This is a genomic window from Peribacillus asahii, assembly GCF_004006295.1.
GTDB lineage: Bacteria > Bacillota > Bacilli > Bacillales > DSM-1321 > Peribacillus > Peribacillus asahii_A.
Genome location: NZ_CP026095.1, coordinates 414,025 through 437,363, shown reverse-complemented (window position 1 = coordinate 437,363; position 23,339 = coordinate 414,025). Strand labels below are relative to the sequence as shown.

The window sequence follows — 23,339 nt, the reverse complement described above, 5'->3', positions numbered from 1 at the left end:
TTATATATTACTATATTATTGTTTTTTTGTCACTGTGAACACATTATTAGTTTGTGAATACTTCCTCCTTCTATTCTTTAAATAAAAAATACCCTTGCAGAAAGCACTCCTTACAAGGGTTTGAATGTATATCCTCTTTAATTTACCCACAGTTTATCCACAACACCTAAAGTCACTGTGACTCCCATGTAATCCAATTTTGCACTTCAAGGATTTCTAGAAATTTAGCTAGGCGTGGTAGGGCTGGTTCAGCCGCTTCTCCAAAATGAGCAATCATCGCTTCAGAGATATCATGGACATTTTTACGTTGTTCGATTTGCTGAATAACAAAAGCCCCGAATTGATCAAGCTTAATTCGACGAACAGCAGGCTGTTTGAAGAAACGAATAGAAAATCGTTCCAAAGCATTTGTCCGCTGAATGATTAAATAACTCCCTTTAACATTATCTCGTTCTAGGCTAACGCTTTCTTTTAAAAGAGGAACCATTGTTAACAGGTTCCTCTTTTCAGATTGGCGCTTATGAAACATTTCGTTTTTTCCCTTTATTCGATATATACCAAAGCACTCCGGCGAGCACAAGGAATAATAAGAATGGGAATAAATCACTTGCAATCACAACGGCATCCGGCATTTGAAGACCAAACGCAATTAAAATTGCAATCAGAACACCAACTAACGATTCTCCAGCAATTAAACCTGAAGCAAATAATGTTCCTCTATCTACACGTTCTTTACGTACTTCTTCTGTTTTCGCACGACGTTCAACAAAGTAACGGACAAATCCACCAATCATAATCGGCGCACTCGTATGAACTGGCAAGTAGATACCAACTGCTACAACTAATGAATTTAACCCGCAAAATTCTAATGTAATCGCAATAGCTGCACCAATAAAGATTAACGTCCATGGTAAGTCTCCACCAAGAACACCTTCAGCCAAGATTTTCATAAGGGCTGCCTTCGGTGCAGGAAGTGCTGCAGAACCCATCGTGTAGGCTCTATCCATAAGAATTAAAATAAACCCAATAACAGAAGCAGAAGCCAAAACTCCAATCATCATAGCGATTTGCTGTTTCCATGGCGTTCCACCTACAATATAACCTGTCTTTAAATCTTGTGAGATATCCCCCGCTACCGCAAGTGCTGTACAGATGATAGCTGCAACTGTAATGGCAGCGATCATACCACTTGTCCCCGTAAAACCAGTTGCTTTATATGTAACAGCAACAATTAATAAAGTAGCGATGGTCATTCCAGATACAGGAGAAGATGAACTCCCAACAACCCCAACAACTCGAGAAGCAACCGTTACAAATAAAAATCCAAAAATAGCAATGGCAACTGCCCCAATAATCCCTACATCTGTTAGAGGGCTAAAAGCAATAACTAAAATGACAATAATTGTTCCCAACCAAACATATTTTGCTGGCATATCTTGTTCCGTACGAAGAGGACCTGCTGTCAATTTTCCTTTATTAGCTTGTAAACTTTTCGCAGTAGCAAACAAAGAACTAAATAGAATCGGTAACGTTTTAACAAGCGTAATTAATCCACCCGTTGCTACAGCTCCGGCCCCGATATAGCGGATATAGGAATCCCAAATCCCCCATGCATCTAATTCACCAATTGGTACATCAGAAGGGAAAATAGCGATCGCACTACTACCTCCAAAGAAACTAATCATCGGTATAATGACAATCCAAGCAAGCAATCCGCCACCAAGCATTTGTCCCGCAACACGAGGACCAATAATATAGCCTACTCCTAAAAGAGCCGGAAAGGCATCGAGTCCTACTACTGCATTTTTAAAATTCGTAATCCCTGTTTCCACTTCTGTTTTAAACAGTTTAAATCCATCGCCAAGCGCTTTAATAACCCCGCCGATTACTAAACCGATCCCAATTAATTTAGCACTCGTTCCACCCTTTTCACCTGATTTCAATACTTCAGCACACGCTGTCCCTTCAGGATAAGGTAATGTTTCATGCTCTCTTACAATTAAAAGCTGACGAAGAGGCACCATCATAAAGACGCCTAAAAACCCTCCGGTTAATACAATGAAAATAATAAACCCTTGCGTAATCTCCATATCCCACAAGAATAGTGCCGGAATAGTAAATACAGCACCGGCAGCAACTGCTTCCCCAGCAGTTGTCATCGTTTGTACGATATTATTTTCTAAAATTGATTTTCTACGAAAAATCCCTCTTAAAATCGCCATCGAAATAACTGCTGCGGGAATCGAAGCAGATACAGTTAAACCAATAAGCAAACCTAAGTAGGCATTCGCTGCACCAAATACAATCGCAAGAATAATCCCAAGAACAATAGCCGTAACCGTTAATTCTGGAAGAGATTTAGATGCGGGTACATAAGGTACAAATTTACTCTCTTTCGAATTATTTGACAACTTATTCACTTCCTATATTCACTTATAAAATCACGCATAATATTATATCACTGTAATTTAATAACTTACAAACACAACGGATTTTCCACTTTATTCGTACAATAACGAAAATTCAAACTGATAAATTATTTTATCGATATAATTAAGTGTATAGTTCATATACCTATCCATATAGACTGACTAATTCGCTTGTATACAAAGCCACTCATTGCTATCATTTCCTTCAGCTGTATAGAATGCTCCCCACTAAAATACAACAAGTTGTTCTATTTTCTCTCATCTAGCAACCTTTATGTATAAAGTGAAACTTCCATCAGTGGGGGGTTCCTTCATCCCCCACTGATGGTTAGTTGAACCAATCGGACCTTTACGGGCAGTTGTCCTCCACCTATCTTCTTTGTTTTCTCATAAACTTGAGGTGGGGGTCTTACTGCCCGTTAAGTGTGGGATAAAAATAAAAACAACAAAAAACGTATAGAAAACTAATGACAATCACTAGCTTCTATACGCCTTTTTCATTTTGATACTTTTTTATTCAACCTAAATCCATAATAGCATGCTACAAGCAAGATAATCCAAATTGGTCCAACAATCAGGGCAATTATTGTATTTTTAGAAAACGCCAGCAGAACAACGACAAGTGCTAAAAAGGCAAGGGCAAAATATGAACTGAATGGGAACCACGGCATTTTGTACTCCAACCGCTTCTTTTCTTCTTTTGCCATCTTTCCTCTATAACGAAGGTGGGAGATTAAAATCGTCGCCCATGTCCAAATAGCTCCGAATGTAGCAATACTCGTTACCCAAACGAATACCTTTTCCGACACAATATAATTCAAATAAACACCTATCAATAAAGCAACTGCGGATGCGATAATCGCAATTCCTGGGATGCCCCTTTTAGTTGTGCGACCAAAGCTTTTAGGTGCTTCATTTTGCTGAGCGAGATTAAATAACATTCTTGCTGTACTGAAGATTCCGCTATTACAAGAAGAAAGGGCAGCAGTCAAAACAACAAAATTAATGATTCCAGCGGCCTCTTTAATCCCAATCTGTTCAAATGTCATAACAAATGGGCTTTGTTTAGGACTTATCTCGTCCCAAGGATAAATCGACATGATTACCGTCAGTGAAAGAACGTAAAAAATCAAAATACGCCAGAATACCGTATTAATTGCACGTGACAACGCTTTTTTCGGATCTTTAACTTCTCCAGCAGTTATCCCAAGCATTTCAACTCCCAAATAAGCGAACATAACCATTTGGAAGGACATCAATAAGCCGCTAAATCCATTTGGGAAGAAACCGCCATGTTCAAATAGGTTCCCAAAACCAATGGCTACTCCACCATTTCCAATTCCCAAAAGAATGATTCCTAATCCAAGAACAATCATAAATATAATGGTAACGATTTTTATTAATGCAAACCAAAACTCTAATTCACCATAAGCTTTAACTGCTAAGAAATTCACAGACGCCATAATGACTAACGCTCCTAGAGCCCAAGCCCATTGCGGTGTACCAGGGAACCAGAACTGCATATAGATTCCGGCGGCTGTGATTTCCGCCATACACGTAACAATCCATAAGAACCAATAATTCCAGCCAGTAATAAATCCAGCAAGCGGTCCTATGTAATCTCTAGCATAGCGGCTAAATGAGCCAGCCACCGGATTTTTAATTGCCATTTCCCCGAGCGCTCGCATAATAATATAAATGACTAGACCGCCTAAAGCATAAGCTAGTAGAATACTGGGACCTGCAAGCTTAATGGCATCGGCAGATCCAAGAAAAAGGCCTACACCAATCGCCGCACCCAGTGACATTAAGGTAATATGTCTTTGTTCTAATCCTCTATGTAATTGTGACTCTTCTACACTGTTTTTCATACCGTTCTCCTTTGCTTTAGTAGTCAATGCCTAATCTGTATGTTACAAGCACAACAGAAAGCGTTTGCACTAATCTATTATACTAAAAAAAGGATTTTCACAAATAGTTTTTTTACTATTTGTAATATAAATAATATTAGTTAAGCTTTCCATTAGTAAAGTGCCTATAGATCGTTAGACAATTATCGAAGTTCCATGTAAAAGAAGCAGGAAATTTTAAAGATTTCCTGCTTCTTTTTTATATCAAAATGAATTGCACTACATACTGAACATTTCCTATATAGCAATAGATATGGTGTTTGCTATAACATCAATAAAATTTCCATGTCTACCTAAAGAACCTTACTTAAGAACGCTTTAGTCCGTTCATGTTGCGGGTTACCGAATAATTGATTCGGTTCATTCTCTTCAACAATATATCCCCCATCCATGAAAATAACACGATCCCCTACCTCTCGAGCGAAGCCCATTTCATGGGTAACAACCACCATTGTCATCCCTTCTTCAGCCAGCTGCTTCATTACTTCTAAAACATCTCCAACCATTTCAGGGTCTAGAGCTGATGTCGGCTCATCAAATAACATAATTTTAGGATTCATTGCCAGCGCTCTTGCTATGGCAACCCTCTGCTTTTGGCCTCCAGATAGTTCTCCGGGATAGCTATTGGCTTTTTCCCGTAGTCCTACTTTATCAAGTAGTTCTAACGCTAACTTTTCCGCTTCTGCTTTCCCAGTAGCGTGAATCTTGATAGGTCCTAAAGTGATGTTTTCTAAAACCGTTTTATGAGGGAATAGGTTAAATTGTTGAAAAACCATTCCAACCTCTTGTCTCACTTTGTTTATATCAACTTTTGGAGCGGTTATATCGTGTCCATTAATGATTACCTCACCACCTGAAATTTCTTCCAACCGATTTAAGCAACGCAGGAAAGTGCTCTTTCCTGAACCAGAAGGCCCAATTACACAGATTACCTCTTTTTCCTGGACTTCTGCATTAATGTCTTTTAAAACCTCTACGTTTCCAAATGATTTTTTTAAATTTTTTACAGTTATGATGCTCATCTGAGCTGAAACCTCCTTTCGATAAAATTAGCAAGCAGAGTTAATAAATAAATAACAACAAAGTATATAACACCAACAATTAACCAAATTTTAAAGGCTTCGAAAGTTGCAGAGGCTTGAATTTGCCCTTGCTGTGTTAAATCTGCTATCCCAATAACGGATAAAAGCGATGTATCTTTTAAGCTTATAATCGATTGGTTCGTAATCGTCGGAAGCATTCTTCTAAACGCCTGTGGTAGCACTACAAAACGCATGGATTGAACACTAGTCAATCCGATTGATCTTGCCGCTTCTGTTTGTCCTTTATCAATAGATTGAATCCCAGCTCTTATAATCTCAGAAAAATAAGCTCCAGCATTGATAGCAACGGTAATAATACCCGCAGTTGTATTATTAAGAGAAATTATTTGCAACGAATTGATTCCAAAGTAAATAAAAAATAATTGCACAATAAAGGGCGTTCCTCGAATAGCATCAACATAGATCTTTGCAATCCAGTTCAAAATCTTGAGTGGCGCCAATCTTAATAAGGCTACCGCTAGACCAATAATAAAGCCTAGTATAATCGCTATTATAAATATATATAGCGTTACTTTTAATCCTTCAAGTAATATAGGAAAAGCTGAAGTAATTACATCCACCCTGTTCATCCCCTTTAAGTAAAACTCACCGACCGCCAAGGCCTCGCTCATATAAAAGCACAGCTTTCGATACATTATTTATACTAAGAAGTACCCCTCCTGTGCACTGACAACCAATGCCCGGCGTATTCGACTGTTGTATTCGATTGAAAAGGTTGTAGCTCCAAAAGAAAGCGCGCTTTATGCGCGCTTTCCATCATGAAGCACTTACTCAGCAAGATAGGTTTTTAGTATTTTATCGTATGTTCCATCTTCCTTAAGCTCAGCAAGACCCTTATTAATTTTTTCTAATAGATCCTGGTTTTTCCCTTTTAATACAGCGATTCCATATTGGTCTCCATTCAAACGATCACCTACAATTTTTAAACCGAGGTCTTTTTGGGCAATTGCATAAGAAATAACAGGATAATCTTCTAATAGTGCATCTGCATTGCCGTTAGCTACTTCCTGGAACATGGCAGGACTATCGTTAAATTGAACGATTTTAAAACCGTATTTATCGACATTATCTTGTGCATATTTAGCCCCTGTTGTTCCTTTCTTAACTGCAATCGTTTTCCCTTTCAAATCATCAACAGATTTAATAGTTGTATTATCCTTTTCTACAACTACTGTTACTCCTGCATCAAAATATGGTTCTGAGAAGTCTACGATTTTTTTTCTCTCCTCGGTAATGCTCATACCTGCAATAGCTACATCAAGCTGATTAGCTTGCATCGCTGGGATAATTCCACCAAAGTCCATTGGCGAAAGTTCAATTTTAAAGCCTTGATTTTCCGCAATAGCATTGATTAAATCAATATCAATCCCCTTATACTCATTTCCTTCTTTAAATTCAAATGGAGGGTAAGTTGTATCTACACCAACTTTATATACCTTTTCACTTTTTTCTGCCTCGCCTTTCTCTTTATCACTTGCCGTATCATTGGAATTGGATCCACAAGCAGCGACAAAGAGAGAAAGGACCAAGAACAAACATAATAAACCAAGCTTCTTCATTCAAAACACCCCTATTTTAGTTTTTAAAACCACCAAAACAATTTATTACAATATTACCATAAATATGGTATATTGTTAAAATATTAAATTACTTTAATAGAAAACCAAATAGAAATTCTGATTACATTTTCGTCACAATAACATTAAGGTGATCGTTTTTGTTCCCTCCTCTGTATCAGAGTGACTGTTCTCTATTGCTTTTCATACAACTCACCTTTTCTTTAATAGTTAGCTACATAAAGTCCAGGTTAGCAATCGCCCAATTAGAAAGCGCTTACAAAACAAATTATACTTAAAAACATTTTTTGAAATACTTTCAATAAAATAACATTAGTTAATTATTACCAATTTAACAATAGCTTTATTATTTGTTTATAAAAAATCTGTAACCATTCTCTCTCTAGAAAATTTTTTATTCAGCCAAAACTATTTATCCACCAATAATTAAGTCATCGTTGCGCTAAATCCATTTTTTGTTAAGAATATTTTTTTTTAAACTAACCCCATTATGAGCAATTATTCACAAAGTAACAGCACCGTAAAATAGTGGACACACAAAAAGGGTCTTAATATTAGAACAAAGAAGGATGCTTACTCATCATGACCTAGGCTCTCCAATAGTTCTTTCAAATTGGAAAAACTATTGGAGAGAAGGTTTGACAATGAGCTAAGCACCCTTTTATTTGCATCACTGCTATATTTTCTCTGATACGTAGATATGACGACTCCTCCCATGATAAAGAATGAGCCTAATAATTCCACAGCAGTTACAATCAACAAAACCCAATCAAACATACTGCCATACTGCTAAAAAGCCTGTTAAAATAGGCGTTGTTGCCAAAATTAAAGCAGATGTTGTTGGATCAGTTGTTTGTAAGCCTCTAAAAAATGACCATTAGTTAATAAATACACCAAAAACACCAAGAAAAATAACTGCAGGAAGATCTGATTTATTTACACGCTTATTAGCAAACAGAGCCAGGCACTTTTCGCCATTAGTGATGGGTGGAAAAAATGTGTCAGTCCCCTGTCATTCTTATTATCTTTGGGCTAACGTCTAAATACGCATTAATGCTCCATTAGGCTTTGGTAACTCTTGATCTGTTATCTGATTCATTTTACAAAAATGCTCAAAAAATTGTTGTGCCAACTCTCGTTCCTTTGGGTCACTTTTCAACGAAACTATATCAAGCAAAATTTGAGCCATCCATGAATTATCAAAATAACGGTATTTACCTGTATTCCATGTTATTTTGTGGGGGAATTTTCCATTTATATAATATTCCCAGAAAAGCATCTGATCCGATTCCTGTTCTGTAAGTTGAAGTCTGTATTTTGAATGAGCAGGAATATATCCATCTTCACAAAGCTTACCGATAAAATCTTCATTCACCATATAGACACCTAAGATACGTCTGTCTTTTTCAGGCATGCTGGAATCTATTGCTGTTAACAGGACAGCGCTATTTTGGTGCAAGCGGATGGGTTTGTTTGGCTTCCCCTTGTTATTACCACTTTTTATTACGCCTGAAAAAACCTTCCACTCTGAAAAAGAACTATTCTGTTCTTCTGTGTCACACCAAAAAACCATTTGTGATTCGGGATGAAGTTTATGATTTTTCATAAGTTTTTCATGTTCCAAGCGAAGTTCCTGGTTTTTTCGTTGTAGTTTTTTTTCCTCTTCCTTCTTCCATTCTTCCTCCCTTCGTTCCATTTCCTTTTTTTGTATAATTTTTTCAAGTGAATTAGCAACACTTTTATCATGTAGTTTTAGGTGCTTTCCAAATACATCGGGGAAAACAAACTTTTTATTCTCCGATGCGAAATGTATTTCAATACTAGAATCATTATGTTTAACTATACTACCCATGCCAAAACGCTTGTGTGTAACTTTCTGATTGATTAGATTCATTATTCTAGTCCTCCTTGTAGAATAAAAACTCGGTTACTATTAGATAGTAAATTGATAATTTTATTCAACTAACTTACCTTTAAAGCTCACACAACTGTTTGAATTTTTCTTCGGTTTAAAAAAGGATATTAAAAAAACGTATCCATAATTCTATCTGCAAAAAAATACAGCGGAATTCGGAATACGATTGAAAAACAATTGTAAGACTATTATAACATTTTTTTGAAAATATTACAAATTTTTTATTGACAACATATTTTATTGTAAGGTAAAATAAAGTTTTATTCTCTGTACTCCCTTGAAATAGCTATGAAATAAAGGCCTCCAAAAAGTCGCGAAACTTCTGAAAAGTCCCTATAAATAACCACTTGATTACCGGTGATAAGTGGAATGATTCCACGATTAAACTAATCTTAACTAACCCTCATTACGTTGGAGACTTAGTTCAGGGGCGTACTACTACAGTAAGTGTTACAAGTAAAAAGCGTAAAAAGCAAAAGAAGAAAATATGAACATTATTAGTAATACACACGAAGCTATTATCTCAAGGGATATGTTTAATGCTGTACAAAATCAAATGAAACAAAGAAAAATGTTTATTCTTTTGCTCCTAAACAGTCATTTTCCAATTTGTTAAAGCCAACCAGTTTTCTTTTTCCTTATAGTCAGGCATTATTTTTCCAACAAGACGCCAGAAGGAGCGGTCGTGATTCAGATGGACCATGTGACACATTTCATGAACGACTACATAGTCAATTACCTCACGTGGCGCCATTGCCAGCCTCCAATTAAATGTTAGTTGTCGCTTTGAATCACAGGTTCCCCACGTACTTTTACTATCCGAAATACGTATAGAACGCGGTTTTGTTTTGAAGTTACTTTGATAAGAAGATATACTCTTCTCCACTAATACCTTACACTGCTGGTAATAAAATCGTTTTAATGCTTGTTTATTCTTTTCATCATCAAGCTGCTTCACATATACATACAGCTTTTCTCCTTCAAACACGACATGGTCTTGCATTATATGTATATCTTGGATGATCTTTATGGGATAAGTGTCTCCTAAATAAAGAAAGCTCTCATCATTCTCATAGACCTTTTCCTGCGGCCCATTCATCCTATCTTTCATTTCTTTTAATTTTTGCTGAATGAGATTCCATTTATCCTCTAATGCCTGAATCACTCTCTCATCAGGTGTCCTTTTCGGAGCCTGCACTTCAATTTTCCCATAGCTATCTATCGAAATTCCTATGGAAGTTCGATTTTTGTACTTTATCTCAAATTGTATTGTCTTACCTAAGTAGGTATGTATCATGTCATCACCTGTATCAACCTTTAATGCCATTATCCCCTGTATTTAATAGCTAGTTCTTTTAAGAAGTTTCTGGCGAATTTATCTCCGCACTCCTTATAATTCTGATGTCCTTCTTTTCGTAATAAGGCTCTAAGTTCTTCTTTTATTACCGTTACTCCTTATTTTCAAATATATCCATTATATCCTTATCAGTTAATGCCTTTGCTATTTTTACTCTCTTTAAAAGAAGATTAATAAATCTAACATACTGTTACTACATTTTATCTGATTGTCATTCTCATCTTCATAAATTAGGTGCCTGTCACTTCAAGCAACAGGCACCTAATTCAGTCTATCTCAATTCAATCTTCGCAACTGCCTCCACATGCGTCGTCATCGGGAACATATCTACTGGTTGTAAATCCGTTGTTTTATAACCACCATCTTCAAGGATTCGTAAGTCTCTTGCCAGCGTTCCTGGATTACATGAAACATAAACGACTTTCTTCGGTTTCATGTCTATAATCGTGTTTAATAAAGATTCGTCACAGCCTTTACGCGGTGGATCGACGACTAACACATCGGCCGTATTTCCTTCTTTATACCAATCGGTAATCACCGTTTCCGCTGCACCGACAGCAAATTCCGCGTTTGTGATTTCATTCAATTGCGCATTACGGCGTGCATCTTCAATTGCTTCTGGAACAATTTCAACACCGAACACTTTTTTCGCTTTTTGAGCTAAAAACAGTGAAATCGTGCCGATTCCGCAATATGCATCAATGACCGTCTCTTCACCTGTCAGCCCTGCGTATTCTAATGCTTTTTCATAAAGTACCTTCGTTTGGTCTGGGTTCACTTGATAAAATGATTTAGCGGAGATTGCAAACTTTACATCGCCAATAAAGTCATAAATCACTTCACTTCCCCATAGAATATTCATTTTTTCTCCTAAAATAACATTCGTTTTCTTCGAATTCACATTATGAACAATAGACTTCACATGCGGCAGACGTGCAATTATTTCTTTCACTACTGTTTCTACAAATGGGATACTATCTGTTCTTGTAACAAGAACAACCATTAATTCACCTGTTTGTTTTCCATAGCGAGCCATAATATGTCGAAGTACACCTTTATGTGTTTTTTCATTATAGGCAGGAATATGGAGATCGCTAAAGATTTCCTTCACTGCTTGTACGGCCTCATTAATCACCTGATGCTGAATAATACTTTCTTTCGTTTCCACAATATCGTGACTGCGCGGCTTAAAGAAACCGGCGATCAGCTTTCCATCCTTTTCACCGACAGGCACTTGAGCTTTGTTACGATAGTGGGTAGGTTCTTCCATCCCGATAATCGGGTGAATCGTCACATCTTCTAACTTACCGATTCTAGTCATTACTTCACGTACTTGCTTCTCTTTGAATGTAAGTTGCCCTTTATAGCTTAAATGCTGAATTTGACATCCACCGTATCGATTCTGATCTTCCATTGATAGATCGACGCGCTCTGGACTTTTCTCAAGAAGTTCAGTTAGGCGACCAAACGCGTAGCCATTATTTGTTTTCGTTACTTTAATTACCGCTCGCTCCCCTGGCAAAGCGTTAGCAACAAAAATCGGATAGCCTTCAACTTTAGCTACCCCCGCTCCATCATGGGTTAAATCTTCGAATGTTGCTTCTATGTACTCATTTTTCTTTACCGGAATAGTTTTCTTCATGATTTACCTTCTCTTTTCCTTTTAACTAGCAGTATTTTATCACATCTAGCACTATTCACCAAACAGTTCCTTTTTTCATAAAAATAATATAGAAAGAAAAACTCTCGTACATGATGCATAAAAAAATCGTTTCTTAAGAAAAATAAGGTAAAAAGAGGTGAGTATAATGGGATTGTTTAGTGGAATTTCAGCATGGAACGCAAATCGAATTGAAAAACATCGCGCTAAAATGGAGGAGAAAGGGTTTTGCCCAGATTGTTACGGACGCGGTTACAGCTCCTTTGTGCCGACGGAGTATCATTTTTCTGATATTCATGACTGTCCCGGCTGCAACGGTAGCGGCACTTATTCAGATTGGGCAGCAATGAATGGACAAAATGAACAGCAATTGTAACTAGTCCATTCTACTATCTATCATTTATCTATCGATTACTATAAATAAAACCAATAAAAAATACGGTTTCAAACCGTATTTTTTATTGCAATATTTTTACCCGATATTGATATTGATGATGATGAATCGTAATCCGATCAGCAATCTTATAGCCTATTTTGGTATAGAGCTGTTGTGCTTTTTTATTATCTTCTTCAACAGCTAAAGAAATACGCTTGTACCCTTTTGCTTTGGCATATTGTTCCGCAACCTGAAGGAGTTTCGTTCCGATTCCCTTTCCACGGAAAGCAGAATCCACACATAGTGTGTCAATATAGAAATCCCCTTCTTTTGCTTCCTTCTCCAGCTTAAAGGTTGGGTTGTTTTTCAACACTCGTAAACGAGCAGCTAATGGTTCATCCAATTTCTCTGCATCTCCGCCATCATAGCCTAACAGTACCCCAGCAACTGAACCATCTATTTCACATACGGTACAATTCTCATAACTAAGTCTATTTCCTTTTTGTGTAAAGAAATCAGCTAGTACAGCCAAAACTCTTTCTTCCTCTTTTTCGCCTGTTAATGCTTCCGCAATATCTTTAATCGCATCACGAAATAACCTGACAGCCTTTTTAGCATCCGCTTGAACAGCTTGTCTAATTAACATAGCACATCCCCTTTATTGATTCTCTGGATCATCTGCTAACGTATTACGAGGAATAAACACTTCAAAATGGCGATATTGATTAACAAATTCTGCCGGAGTCACTCCGCCAAATTCACCGTCTAGATTCAACATCATTTTTTCTTTTGTTGTTACTTTAATTCGATTAGCCTTAACATAAATTACATTTTTATCATGAACATGCTCACCGCGTATCGCCAGCGTCACTATTCGCACAAAATCAGCAAGATTAGCTTTTTTTAGAATGAGCAGTGTAAACATGCCATCATTCAAAGAAGCATCAGGTGCTAACTTTTCAAAACCGCCAACTGAGTTTGTATTCGCTACCAAAAATAGCATAATTTCGCCTTCAAAAAGCTTTCCGTCATATTCAATCGTTACTTCACTCGCTTTAAATGAAGGCAGCATTTCAATTCCTTTTATATAATAAGCAAGTTGTCCAAGCATCGTTTTGAGCTTGCTTGGTACTTCATATGTTAGCTCAGTTAGACGACCTCCACCAGCAATATTAATGAAGTATTTATCATTCATTTTACCAATATCAATCGGCATCGTATGTCCATCTGCAATGATATCAGCTGCACCTTCAATCGACTTCGGTAAATGCAAGGCCCGTGCAAAGTCATTCGTTGTGCCAGTCGGAATAATACCAAGCTTCGGACGTTTCTCCGCTCGAGCTAATCCATTGACAACCTCATAAATCGTTCCGTCACCACCTGCTGCAATTACCACATCATAACCCCGCTCAATCGCAATTTCAGCCGCTCGTGTTGCGTCACCTTCGCCTGTCGTCATATGACAGGAAGCTTCATATCCAGCTGCCTCAAGTCTCGCTAGCACTTCAGGTAAACCTTTCTTCATCGCTTCCCGTCCTGATGTCGGGTTATAGATTAATCTTGCTCTTTTCATTTCCCATCATCCTTCAAATAGATTCCACAAATTACATGTTAACGTTCCTTTTTGAAAAAAGCAACGTAGCTTTTTTTCGAAAAAACAAGGACCATTATACCGATTCTCTAGTAATCAACTTCAAGAAGAAATTATATAGCAATTTATTCTAAAACTCTAGTTTTAATAACAGAGTAGACATGATTATCCCAAATATCTACCATAAAAAGCAAGATATCTTTGAGTTTCTTATTTTAACTAAACAAAAAGAGGATGTTCATAAGCGTTTAACTCATAGGACATCCCCTTTTATACATCAATTAACTATTCTACTATTCTGCTGGATTCAACTAGCAGACTCTTTTTCCTCTAATGTCAGAACACCATCTGTCATCTTATACACTTTATCAAAATAACCAATTAAGCGCGTATCATGAGTGACAACAATGGTTGTTGTATTCTTATTCTTTGTTTCATTCTTTAAAAGTTCCATCACTTCGTACGCACGATCTGAGTCAAGCGATGCTGTTGGTTCATCTGCCAAAATAATTGATGGGTTACTATACAACGCTTTCGCTATCGCCACCCGCTGACGTTGGCCTCCAGATAAATCCGATGGGTATTTATTACGAAGACCTTCAATTCCTAGGTCATGATAAAGCTGTTCTAATTCGGTTTTTGTCATGTTTCCCTTTTTTACTTTATCCAGCAACTTCATCTGTTTATCTACCGTCAAAAAGGGAATTAAATTAGAAGCTTGCAAAATAAAGCCAATCTCTTGTAGTCGAATCTTTGAGCGCTTCTTCTCATTTAATGACGTAAGCTTTTGGTTATTAATAATAACATCACCTGTAGAAGGAGTGAGTAATCCACCCACAATCGTTAAAAAGGTACTTTTGCCTGAACCGGATGGACCGATAATCGCGATAAGCTCTCCCCTATCAGCCTGAAAGTTTGTTTCCTTCAGTGCATTAACTTTTGTATGCCCTGTACCGAAAGACTTCGTTACATGACTCAATTCTAAAGCCGTCATTCCTTACCCTCCTATCGCTTTTAAAGGATCAATTTTTACAATGGTACGTACGGAAAATAAAGCGCCTAATACAGCAACAACAATTAATAGTATGCCATATACAATCATGGTTACTATATCAAAAGACACTGGCACTGCACTTGGCAAAAAGGCACCGGAAATAAGAGTTAATAGAAAACCTACACATACACCAATAGCTGCTAAAATGAAAGTTTGAGCCACAACTGATCGAGATAAATAGCCATTAGAAATCCCTTGTGCTTTCATGACACCAAACATACTAATCTTTTGAACCGTTAACACGTACAAGAAAATAGCGACAATAACGGCGGAAATAATACATAAAAAGTAAATCATAAAGTTTAACGTTAAATTTTGTTCCGTATAACCCGGCAAATTTTCGATAAACGTCTCAATTTCAATTGCCTCTAATTCATCATCTTTCGTGAGAGTAGATACATCATCTGTGCGTACAACAATCCCATTTATTTGATCTTTATTCATCTCTGCCGCTTCGCCATATTTTACTTTATGAAAGGTCGATAATTCACCATAGAGAACAGGAGCTGCATTAAATCGTCCTTCATCTGTAAAACCAACAATTGTAACCGTTTCCTCCGTGGAAGATAAATCTAATTCATCTCCTATTTGAAAACCTTCTTCTTTTAATGCATCACTAGCAATCACTTCATTACTTTTTGAAAAAGCTTTACCTTCCGTCACATTAGGCATAATAAATTCATCTTCACGGATACCAAAAATCGCTATATTTTTCTTTGTATCACCGTTGCTAGCAATCGCATTAATCTGACTGATTACTGCCATTTCTTCAGCTTCGACACTCTCTGCATCATCGAGAGTCAACGATGATTGAAGCAAACTTTTATCAGATTCTTCCGTTAGAACAATACCCGTTGTGTCCCATTTGTCTACTGATTCTCTATTCAGGTTAGCAAGCCCCGTTGCCAAACCAGATAAAAAGAAAACCAAGTAAGAAATAAGCATTAACACACTCATAATTAAAGCAAATCTCAATTTATTCTTCTTGATTTCATTCCAGGCTAAAAACATTCCTTCACATCCTTTTAACAAAAATAATACAACGTTGTAAAATGTTTGTATATAGTTTATTCACAAACCTTATACAAAGTGTTAATTTTTTTATGAATTTTAGAAAGGGATGTATCTAAAACCCATTAACTTAAAAGTTCATATTACCTCTTTCCCTAATAAAAAACCTCACATCCACATTTAATTCCAATGTCAAAGTATTGTATAATGTTATATCATTAACATTGTACATTGAGGAAATATTCGTTATACCTTAAATTAGATAATAAGATCTTAGGATTCGAGTAACTTGTTGAAAGGATGAGAAACATGAGTGAACCTGATATCAGCGGGATGTACTATATACAACAAGTCGCGGATCTTACAGGACTATCTAAGCAAGTGATCCGCAAATGGGAAGAGAGATATGAACTTGTTCAACCGAAGAGATTAGAAAATGGATATAGAATATATAGCAAACAAGATGTAAACATCATTTTAGAAGTTAAAGCACTATCAGAGCAAGGATGTCCTATTAAACAAGCTGTTGCCCTGGCAAAAGAGAAAAGTGGGTCGAAAGATGATATCTTTCTTAAACAGGAAACTATCCAACATCATAAAGGGTTGAACAACTATGTCTTTCAACTGCTCGAAAAAGGGAACCATTGTAATGAATTAGAACTAAATCTTATATTACAACAAGCCTACCATCGCGTTGGATTGGATATGTTTTTAACATCCATCGTTATCCCTTTTTTAAAAGAAGTCGGGAGGAAATGGGAGAAAGGAGAATGGAGTGAATATCAAGAGGCCATCTCAAGTCTTGCTGTACGAGACTTCTTAGTACAAATTCGTCGAAGCTACCAATGTAAAGATGACGCTCCTTTAATTATAGGTGCATGTCTCCCATATGAACAGCACGAAGTACCTTTGCATATTCTATTGCTTCAATTTATGGTAAGAGGTTGGAAAACGATATTAATAGGGGCCTCACCCGCTCCCGGCTCAATTGAATCATTAGTGAGCAAACTAAAGCCTGCTAAAGTTCTGCTCTCTGCTACAACGACGCTTCCTTTCAAACAAAATCCTTCTCTGCTGCAAACTCTTGATCGATTCGCTGCAGAAAATAGAAAGATTGATTTTTATCTTGGAGGCAACGGCTCAATCGAGTATACAGCCGCAGATGACATCACGCTACGTGCAATTCATCTTACAAACTCCATTGAAGAAATTATGAATGATAACGATTTAAGTTAATTTCACTGAATTACATGAAAAAAACAGGAAGTCGTTACCTCCCTGTTTTTTTCATGTATAACGTCTTCAAACACTACTTCATTTCTACTTCCCAACCATTTAATCAAACGTTTGATTAAATCGTTCCGCCCTACTCATGACGGGATTTTCGAGCAAGTACAATCATACAAACCGTAATCATCAAGAAAGCGACAAAAGCTAGAAAAGGAATCGTAATAAACCCTAACCAATTAATATATTCCCCCGAACATGGAACACCGCTTGTACATATTTCAAATTGTTGTAGAGACGGCACTTTTTGCAGACTATAGTGATAGCCTGACACGAGTAGACCTAAAATCGCTAGAGGAAGAATATAGCGATACACCTTCTGATCTTGATCGTAGAAAGCCCTGCCTAACAAAATCACTAACGGATACATCAAAATTCTTTGATACCAACAAAGCGTGCACGGTACATAATGAAGAACTTCACTAAAGTACAAACTTCCCGTTGTCGCAATAATGGCGATAATCCAAGAAAACAGCAGTGATTTATTCATTGCTTACTTCTCCTTTGCGGCTTCATCTACCATCTTTTCTAAGTCCTCAAGCGTATTTCCTTCAAACTTTTTACCATCTACAAATATCGCCGGAGTTCCTGTTACTCCTAATTCACTTGCAGCGTCCATATCCACCTGCCATGCTTCTTCAGCCGATTTCGCCTTGAAAGTCTTCACTACTTTAGCAGCATCACTTTTGCTCACAATTTCTTTCAATGTATCTTCTAAAAATTTATCAGTATAAACGTCCACTTTTTCATATTTAAGGTCATCAGGCTGTTTAGTAAATAATAGCTCATGGAATTTCCAGAACGTCTCGTTCCCTAACTCCTGATAAACCGCCTCAGCAAATTTAGCCGAACGTTCTGAATCAACGTTAATAAACGAGTAATTCATAAAATAAAATTGAGCCTTTCCGCTATCAATCAATGCTTCTTTCATTAGAGGAAAAAATCCCTTTTCAAAAGCCTTACAAGCTGGGCATTTATAGTCACCAAACTCAACAATTTGAACAGGAGCGGACTCTTCCCCTAAATAAGGCTGTCCTTGATAATCCATTTCAAAAGTGGACTCTTGATCTTTTCCTTGTGCTAAAAATATAAAGCCGATAATAATAACTGCAACTAAGCCAATAATCCAAAAAGTAAATGTTGAAGATTGATTCTTTTTATTTTTCTTATTCGCCATTATGTACCTCCATCCTTTATTTTGCTAATCGTCCTCCATATCATACTATTAATAGTGCAATTACTTAAATAGAAAGTACTACACATTTTAAATGCGTAATCAATCAGATTTTCTCACCTATAAAAAACCGCACCACTTGTAAAAAGTGATACGGTTTTTGCATTATAGTTTGTTTAACTCTTGTACTAATAATTTATTTACAAGCTGTGGATTCGCTTGTCCTTGTGTTGCTTTCATCACTTGACCAACAAGGAAGCCCACTGCTTTTTTCTTACCAGCTTTAAAGTCTTCAACCGATTGAGGACTATTAGCAATCGCTTCTTCAATCGCTTTAAGAAGAGCACCTTCATCCGAAATTTGAACAAGACCTTTTTCTTTAACGATTGTTTCAGCATCTCCGCCATTTTCAACAAGCTCTTTGAAAACCGTTTTGGCGATTTTAGAAGAAATCGTCCCGTTTTCAATAAGCTTAATCATTCCAGCTAATGCCTCAGCTGTTAATGCTGTATCATGTAACTCTTTGTTTTCCGTCTTTAAGTAAGCAGAAAGTTCACCCATAATCCAGTTCGAAGCCTGTTTTGCTTCTGCACCTGCTAATACCGAAGCTTCAAAGAAGTCCGCTGTTTCTTTCGTCACCGTTAAAACGGCAGCATCGTAAGCTGGTAACCCTAGCTCTTCCACATAACGTTTTTGACGTGCATCTGGAAGCTCTGGAATTTCTGCCGCAATGCGTGCTTTCCATTCTTCATCGATATGAATCGTTAACATATCTGGCTCTGGGAAATAACGATAGTCATCAGAACCTTCTTTAACACGCATAAGAAGCGTTTTTCCTGTCGCTTCATCAAAACGACGTGTTTCTTGCTCAATAACGCCGCCTTCGCTCAATACTTCTGCTTGACGAATTTCTTCGTACTCTAAGCCTTTACGAACGAAGTTAAAGGAGTTCAAGTTTTTCAATTCTGCTTTTGTACCGAATTCCTTTTGACCAACTGGACGTAATGAAATGTTCGCATCGCAGCGAAGAGAACCTTCTTCCATTTTACAATCCGAAACACCTGTATATTGGATGATTGATTTTAATTTTTCCAAATATGCATATGCTTCTTCTGGAGATGAAATATCCGGTTCAGAAACGATTTCAACAAGCGGTGTTCCTTGACGGTTGTAATCACAAAGAGAAACACCATAGTTTGTATGTGTTAGTTTACCCGCATCTTCTTCCATATGAATACGCGTAATACCAATTCGTTTTGTTTTTCCATTTACTTCAATATCAATCCAGCCATGTTCACCAATCGGTTGGTCGAATTGAGAGATTTGATACGCTTTCGGATTATCCGGATAAAAGTAGTTTTTACGATCGAATTTTGTAATCGGCGCAATTTGACAGTTTAACGCCATTGCCGCTTTCATTGCATAATCAACCGCTTTTTTGTTCACAACAGGCAGCACACCAGGATATCCAAGGTCAATAACTGTTGTGTTGCTATTTGGAGCGGCACCGAAGTGGTTCGGACTGCTTGAGAAAATTTTTGAATCTGTTTTTAATTCTACGTGCACTTCAAGACCAATAACCGTTTCAAATTCCATTGTTTTTCACCCCTTACAGTTTAGGAAATTGTTTATGAAAATCTGTTGCTTGCTCAAATGCATGAGCTGTGCGATAAACTGTGCTTTCATCAAAATGCTTACCGATAATTTGTAGGCCTAGTGGTAATCCCTCTTTAGAGAAACCACATGGAATCGAAATGCCTGGTACCCCTGCAAGGTTTACTGGAATCGTTAAAATATCGTTCGCATACATCGTTAATGGGTCCTTTACCTGCTCACCAATTTTGAACGCTGGTGTTGGCGCAGTCGGTCCAATAATAACATCGTATTTTTGGAAAACGTCTTCGAAATCTTTTTTAATTAATGTACGTACCTTTTGTGCTTTTTTGTAATATGCATCGTAATAACCAGAGCTTAAAGAGAATGTTCCAAGCATAATACGGCGTTTTACCTCGGCTCCAAAACCTTCTGCACGTGTTTGCTTGTACATATCAATTAAGTTTTCTGCATTATCTGTACGATAACCGTAACGAACACCGTCAAAGCGAGCCAGGTTTGCCGAAGCTTCCGAAGAAGATAATAAATAGTAAGCAGCTAGGGCATATTTAGAATGTGGAAGAGATACTTCCTCCCACTCTGCACCTAAGCTTTCTAATACTTTTAATGCCGCTAATACAGAATTGCGCGCTTCTTCTCCAACACCTTCACCAAGATATTCTTTTGGAACGGCAATCTTCAAGCCTTTTACATCACCTGTTAATGCGTTCACAAAACTTGGTACGTCAACATTCGCCGATGTTGAATCCATTGGATCAAGTCCAGAGATGGCCTCAAGTAAGTATGCATTGTCTTCTACTGTTCTTGTAATCGGACCAATTTGGTCAAGAGATGACGCAAACGCAACTAAGCCAAAGCGAGAGACACGGCCATATGTAGGTTTTAAACCAACTACGCCACAGTAGGCAGCCGGTTGACGAATGGAACCACCTGTATCAGAACCAAGCGAGAATAATACTTCTCCTGCAGCTACAGATGCAGCTGAACCACCTGAAGATCCACCTGGTACATGGTCTGTATTCCATGGATTCTTTGTTGCTTGGAATGCTGAGTTTTCATTAGAAGAACCCATTGCGAATTCATCCATATTTAATTTCCCAATTGTAACCGTTTCTACTTGTTGCAGCTTCTGTACAACGGTTGCATCGTAAATTGGGTCAAAGTTCTCCAAAATTTTGCTTGCACAAGTTGTACGTAAATTTTTTGTAACGATATTATCTTTCACACCAATTGGCAACCCAAATAAAGGATTTGTTGTTTCGCCTTTCGCTAACTTTTCATCCAATTGTTTCGCTTGTGTACGCGCATTTTCTTCGTCTAATGTTAAAAATGCTTGTACTTGACCTTCCACCTGTCCGATTCGCTTATACGATTCGTCAACAAGGTCTGTGACGCTAATTTCTTTATTATGTAAACGTTGATGAAGCTCTGAAACCTTTTGTTCGAACAACGACATCATATTCCCTCCTTATTCAATAATAGATGGCACACGAATATACCCATCTTCATGATCCGGGGCATTCTTCACGACCTCTTCAATTGGTAAACCTGGTTTAGCTACATCTTCTCGCATAACATTTTTCATATCTAATACATGAGAAGTCGCAACTACTTGATCTGTATCTAATTCATTTAATTGCTCTGCAAATGAAATCATTTTATCTAGTTGATCTTGGAATTGCTTTGCTTCCTCTTCCGTAATCGCAAGACGAGCCAAATGAGCAACATGTTTAACTTGTTCCATAGAAATACGTGACATTCTCTTCACCTCCGCTAATTTTAAAAAAGCGCAAACGACTGAATCAGCTCGTTGGGAAATAGACATTAACTCAACAGGCACTTTCGACCTTTAAGGATCACCATCTTTTTCATACCGAGCTAGCCGCTAGACACTAAAATATCTTGAAAATTTTTAGACTTTTTTATTTTGTAAAACCGCTAAAATCATCCTTTAAATCATATCAAACTATTGCAGAATAAAGCAACATCGGAAACGTTGTCGAAATTCAAAACATCTACAAATATTTTCTGGGAAATAACAGAATCATGGCGAAATTTCCGAGAAAAAAGGATGAAGCTATAATCAGCTTCATCACTTTCCTACTCATAAATATGGACCGTTGGTTCATCCTGATTCGTTTCGCGAACAATTAACGCTTCTGGTCCGTTCACAGAAGTAATCGATACTTGAATGGAAATATATTTCGGGAATCGCTCCATAATCAAACCAGCTACATATTGTGTAAATCCAATCGCTTCAGAATTCCCATAAAACTGAATCGGAATGTCGATATTTAAACTTTGTAGTTGCTTATCTATATAAAAAGCTCGTCCAATGACACCATTAAAGTTAGGGAAATATTGCTCTACATCTTCTTTAAAATTCGTAAAGGTATTCACATCATCACGATATTTCTTTTCGGCAGTTGAAGAAGGAAATAAGTAATATTCTTCATCCACATCGACCCATTTACTAATTTCACTCGATTTATGATTAATATTTGTATAGGAAATAAAATTCCCCGGCACAACGGATGATTTTTCTTTTTGTTCAAATAAAGCAATTGTAATCGGAATATCTTTCATTTCGTCCATTGAGCGTAGTCGCTTCAATACTTGCCCAGCAATTTTCTTCCCTTCCTTTTCTAATTCAGAACTGCTAATATCCGTCTCGTACGTAGCACCATATGCTTCTTTCTGATAATAATGAACCGAATTCAGTGCCAAACCAATTACGACACCACCAAGACTTACTTTATTGTTATCCGATTTGACCAGATAGTTGTGCTCTAAAATATGTGCTAAGTAAATGGGGTTTTCTTCATTTCGTTTAGCAATATCGCCTGTTCCCGGATCAACCGGATTTAATCCTAGATTCTCGGATTCTTTTCGATCTTTTTCCTTTAGCTGTTCTTTCGTATATTTACGTTCTAACCACCTAGAAATCGTTTTATTGTCCAATAGTTGTCCTTCTTGAAACAAGTAGTCATCCGGGTCAAATTGAGTTTGAGCAATTCGCATTAAACCATTTTCAAATTCCTCAATGTCGTATCTAGTATTCAAATTGGAGACGACAAGACCGCGGGCTTTCGATGGCTCAAATGGTAGAATCGTTTGATAGTACTCATCTGAAATTTTATATTTCGGGATGATTGCTGTTTCCTTTTTATCTTCTGAATCTTGGACCACCTCTTGTTCTTTATCAAAACTTGGGGCACACCCAGCAAGCAGCAAAACAAGAACCATTCCGAGAATGGAGTGTTTCTTCATCATGTACACCT

The 23,339-nt window shown here is 37.3% G+C and carries 21 protein-coding genes and 3 pseudogenes; 3 read left to right on the top strand and 21 right to left on the bottom strand.

Translation table 11 applies throughout. The annotated features are described in order from the left end of the window. Nucleotides 1-172 precede the first annotated feature (172 nt). The 8 genes and pseudogenes from BAOM_RS02250 to BAOM_RS02215 form a co-directional block, all read right to left on the bottom strand. Nucleotides 173-529, bottom strand: coding sequence for a PqqD family protein (locus tag BAOM_RS02250; protein WP_127758875.1), 357 nt, complete (start codon nucleotides 527-529; stop codon nucleotides 173-175). Further along, entirely contained in the window at nucleotides 519-2,411 is a 1,893-nt protein-coding gene (locus BAOM_RS02245) for an OPT family oligopeptide transporter (RefSeq protein ID WP_127758874.1), read from the bottom strand. Before BAOM_RS02245 ends, BAOM_RS02250 begins: the two co-directional genes overlap by 11 nt. A gap of 515 nt (nucleotides 2,412-2,926) precedes the next feature. Next, entirely contained in the window at nucleotides 2,927-4,300 is a 1,374-nt protein-coding gene (locus tag BAOM_RS02240) for an amino acid permease (protein ID WP_127758873.1), read from the bottom strand. A 332-nt stretch (nucleotides 4,301-4,632) separates the two neighbouring features. Next, complete coding sequence (locus BAOM_RS02235; RefSeq protein ID WP_127758872.1) at nucleotides 4,633-5,361, bottom strand: amino acid ABC transporter ATP-binding protein; 729 nt, start codon at nucleotides 5,359-5,361, stop codon at nucleotides 4,633-4,635. After that, nucleotides 5,358-6,002: an amino acid ABC transporter permease gene (locus BAOM_RS02230; RefSeq protein WP_127758871.1), complete on the bottom strand. Its 645-nt coding sequence runs from the start codon at nucleotides 6,000-6,002 to the stop codon at nucleotides 5,358-5,360. Before BAOM_RS02230 ends, BAOM_RS02235 begins: the two co-directional genes overlap by 4 nt. 207 nt (nucleotides 6,003-6,209) lie before the next feature. Then, entirely contained in the window at nucleotides 6,210-7,001 is a 792-nt protein-coding gene (locus BAOM_RS02225; RefSeq protein ID WP_127758870.1) for a transporter substrate-binding domain-containing protein, read from the bottom strand. 799 nt (nucleotides 7,002-7,800) lie between these two features. Next, a pseudogene (locus BAOM_RS25425) lies at nucleotides 7,801-7,983 on the bottom strand (EamA family transporter); the annotation flags it as partial. Nucleotides 7,984-8,058: 75 nt separating this feature from the next. Then, nucleotides 8,059-8,913 (bottom strand): malate synthase, encoded by an 855-nt coding sequence (locus tag BAOM_RS02215; protein ID WP_127758869.1) that lies wholly within the window; start codon nucleotides 8,911-8,913, stop codon nucleotides 8,059-8,061. 368 nt (nucleotides 8,914-9,281) lie between these two features. Between BAOM_RS02215 and BAOM_RS25420 the strand changes: the two are divergent. Further along, nucleotides 9,282-9,550: pseudogene (locus BAOM_RS25420) on the top strand (recombinase family protein). Here BAOM_RS25420 and BAOM_RS02205 read toward each other — a convergent pair. From BAOM_RS02205 to rlmD, 3 genes and pseudogenes are all read right to left on the bottom strand, one after another. Next, entirely contained in the window at nucleotides 9,524-10,231 is a 708-nt protein-coding gene (locus tag BAOM_RS02205) for a M48 family metallopeptidase (protein WP_127762414.1), read from the bottom strand. The pseudogene BAOM_RS25420 and the gene BAOM_RS02205 sit on opposite strands and share 27 nt — an antisense overlap. A gap of 29 nt (nucleotides 10,232-10,260) precedes the next feature. Continuing rightward, a pseudogene (locus BAOM_RS02200) lies at nucleotides 10,261-10,463 on the bottom strand (DUF1456 family protein); the annotation flags it as partial. 99 nt (nucleotides 10,464-10,562) lie between these two features. Further along, a complete protein-coding gene (gene rlmD, locus BAOM_RS02195) occupies nucleotides 10,563-11,933 on the bottom strand; it encodes a 23S rRNA (uracil(1939)-C(5))-methyltransferase RlmD (RefSeq protein WP_127758868.1) in 1,371 nt (456 codons plus the stop codon). A 166-nt stretch (nucleotides 11,934-12,099) separates the two neighbouring features. Between rlmD and BAOM_RS02190 the strand changes: the two genes are divergently transcribed. Beyond that, entirely contained in the window at nucleotides 12,100-12,327 is a 228-nt protein-coding gene (locus tag BAOM_RS02190; RefSeq protein ID WP_127758867.1) for a methionine aminopeptidase, read from the top strand. A gap of 82 nt (nucleotides 12,328-12,409) precedes the next feature. Here the strand turns inward: BAOM_RS02190 and BAOM_RS02185 are convergent, their stop codons facing one another. The 4 genes from BAOM_RS02185 to BAOM_RS02170 form a co-directional block, all read right to left on the bottom strand. Beyond that, complete coding sequence (locus tag BAOM_RS02185) at nucleotides 12,410-12,973, bottom strand: GNAT family N-acetyltransferase (RefSeq protein WP_127758866.1); 564 nt, start codon at nucleotides 12,971-12,973, stop codon at nucleotides 12,410-12,412. 12 nt (nucleotides 12,974-12,985) lie between these two features. After that, entirely contained in the window at nucleotides 12,986-13,900 is a 915-nt protein-coding gene (locus BAOM_RS02180) for a diacylglycerol kinase (RefSeq protein WP_127758865.1), read from the bottom strand. A 325-nt stretch (nucleotides 13,901-14,225) separates the two neighbouring features. Next, entirely contained in the window at nucleotides 14,226-14,912 is a 687-nt protein-coding gene (locus BAOM_RS02175) for an ABC transporter ATP-binding protein (RefSeq protein WP_127758864.1), read from the bottom strand. Between the two features lie 3 nt (nucleotides 14,913-14,915). Continuing rightward, nucleotides 14,916-15,983, bottom strand: coding sequence for an ABC transporter permease (locus BAOM_RS02170; protein WP_127758863.1), 1,068 nt, complete (start codon nucleotides 15,981-15,983; stop codon nucleotides 14,916-14,918). A gap of 309 nt (nucleotides 15,984-16,292) precedes the next feature. Here BAOM_RS02170 and BAOM_RS02165 point away from each other — a divergent pair, with 309 nt between their 5' ends. Beyond that, on the top strand, nucleotides 16,293-17,219 hold the full coding sequence (locus BAOM_RS02165) for a MerR family transcriptional regulator (RefSeq protein ID WP_257467568.1): 927 nt from the start codon (nucleotides 16,293-16,295) through the stop codon (nucleotides 17,217-17,219). 130 nt (nucleotides 17,220-17,349) lie between these two features. Here BAOM_RS02165 and BAOM_RS02160 read toward each other — a convergent pair whose 3' ends face one another. From BAOM_RS02160 to BAOM_RS02135, 6 genes are all read right to left on the bottom strand, one after another. After that, nucleotides 17,350-17,760 carry a disulfide oxidoreductase gene (locus BAOM_RS02160; RefSeq protein ID WP_127758862.1) on the bottom strand — a complete coding sequence of 137 codons (411 nt, stop codon included), beginning with the start codon at nucleotides 17,758-17,760 and terminating at the stop codon, nucleotides 17,350-17,352. Between the two features lie 3 nt (nucleotides 17,761-17,763). Next, nucleotides 17,764-18,447, bottom strand: a complete 684-nt coding sequence (locus BAOM_RS02155) for a DsbA family protein (RefSeq protein WP_127758861.1) — start codon at nucleotides 18,445-18,447, stop codon at nucleotides 17,764-17,766. Nucleotides 18,448-18,609: 162 nt separating this feature from the next. Then, a complete protein-coding gene (gatB, locus tag BAOM_RS02150; protein ID WP_127758860.1) occupies nucleotides 18,610-20,040 on the bottom strand; it encodes an Asp-tRNA(Asn)/Glu-tRNA(Gln) amidotransferase subunit GatB in 1,431 nt (476 codons plus the stop codon). Nucleotides 20,041-20,053: 13 nt separating this feature from the next. After that, nucleotides 20,054-21,514 (bottom strand): Asp-tRNA(Asn)/Glu-tRNA(Gln) amidotransferase subunit GatA, encoded by a 1,461-nt coding sequence (gatA, locus tag BAOM_RS02145; protein WP_127762412.1) that lies wholly within the window; start codon nucleotides 21,512-21,514, stop codon nucleotides 20,054-20,056. Between the two features lie 12 nt (nucleotides 21,515-21,526). Further along, the gene (gatC, locus tag BAOM_RS02140) at nucleotides 21,527-21,817 is read right to left on the bottom strand and encodes an Asp-tRNA(Asn)/Glu-tRNA(Gln) amidotransferase subunit GatC (RefSeq protein WP_127758859.1); all 291 of its coding nucleotides are present in this window, start codon (nucleotides 21,815-21,817) and stop codon (nucleotides 21,527-21,529) included. Between the two features lie 341 nt (nucleotides 21,818-22,158). Beyond that, nucleotides 22,159-23,328: a CamS family sex pheromone protein gene (locus BAOM_RS02135; RefSeq protein WP_127762411.1), complete on the bottom strand. Its 1,170-nt coding sequence runs from the start codon at nucleotides 23,326-23,328 to the stop codon at nucleotides 22,159-22,161. Nucleotides 23,329-23,339 lie beyond the last annotated feature (11 nt).

Bases quoted from the DNA above. Each gene is read 5' to 3' on its own strand.
- BAOM_RS02205 (WP_127762414.1), bottom strand. From the start codon at position 10,231: ATGATACATACCTACTTAGGTAAGACAATACAATTTGAGATAAAGTAC.
- BAOM_RS02165 (WP_257467568.1), top strand. From the start codon at position 16,293: ATGAGTGAACCTGATATCAGCGGGATGTACTATATACAACAAGTCGCG.
- BAOM_RS02225 (WP_127758870.1), bottom strand. From the start codon at position 7,001: ATGAAGAAGCTTGGTTTATTATGTTTGTTCTTGGTCCTTTCTCTCTTT.
- BAOM_RS02235 (WP_127758872.1), bottom strand. From the start codon at position 5,361: ATGAGCATCATAACTGTAAAAAATTTAAAAAAATCATTTGGAAACGTA.
- BAOM_RS02170 (WP_127758863.1), bottom strand. From the start codon at position 15,983: ATGTTTTTAGCCTGGAATGAAATCAAGAAGAATAAATTGAGATTTGCT.
- BAOM_RS02190 (WP_127758867.1), top strand. From the start codon at position 12,100: ATGGGATTGTTTAGTGGAATTTCAGCATGGAACGCAAATCGAATTGAA.
- rlmD (WP_127758868.1), bottom strand. From the start codon at position 11,933: ATGAAGAAAACTATTCCGGTAAAGAAAAATGAGTACATAGAAGCAACA.
- BAOM_RS02135 (WP_127762411.1), bottom strand. From the start codon at position 23,328: ATGAAGAAACACTCCATTCTCGGAATGGTTCTTGTTTTGCTGCTTGCT.
- BAOM_RS02175 (WP_127758864.1), bottom strand. From the start codon at position 14,912: ATGACGGCTTTAGAATTGAGTCATGTAACGAAGTCTTTCGGTACAGGG.
- BAOM_RS02250 (WP_127758875.1), bottom strand. From the start codon at position 529: ATGTTTCATAAGCGCCAATCTGAAAAGAGGAACCTGTTAACAATGGTT.
- BAOM_RS02155 (WP_127758861.1), bottom strand. From the start codon at position 18,447: ATGGCGAATAAGAAAAATAAAAAGAATCAATCTTCAACATTTACTTTT.
- BAOM_RS02215 (WP_127758869.1), bottom strand. From the start codon at position 8,913: ATGAATCTAATCAATCAGAAAGTTACACACAAGCGTTTTGGCATGGGT.
- BAOM_RS02160 (WP_127758862.1), bottom strand. From the start codon at position 17,760: ATGAATAAATCACTGCTGTTTTCTTGGATTATCGCCATTATTGCGACA.
- BAOM_RS02180 (WP_127758865.1), bottom strand. From the start codon at position 13,900: ATGAAAAGAGCAAGATTAATCTATAACCCGACATCAGGACGGGAAGCG.
- BAOM_RS02185 (WP_127758866.1), bottom strand. From the start codon at position 12,973: ATGTTAATTAGACAAGCTGTTCAAGCGGATGCTAAAAAGGCTGTCAGG.
- gatC (WP_127758859.1), bottom strand. From the start codon at position 21,817: ATGTCACGTATTTCTATGGAACAAGTTAAACATGTTGCTCATTTGGCT.
- gatA (WP_127762412.1), bottom strand. From the start codon at position 21,514: ATGTCGTTGTTCGAACAAAAGGTTTCAGAGCTTCATCAACGTTTACAT.
- gatB (WP_127758860.1), bottom strand. From the start codon at position 20,040: ATGGAATTTGAAACGGTTATTGGTCTTGAAGTGCACGTAGAATTAAAA.
- BAOM_RS02240 (WP_127758873.1), bottom strand. From the start codon at position 4,300: ATGAAAAACAGTGTAGAAGAGTCACAATTACATAGAGGATTAGAACAA.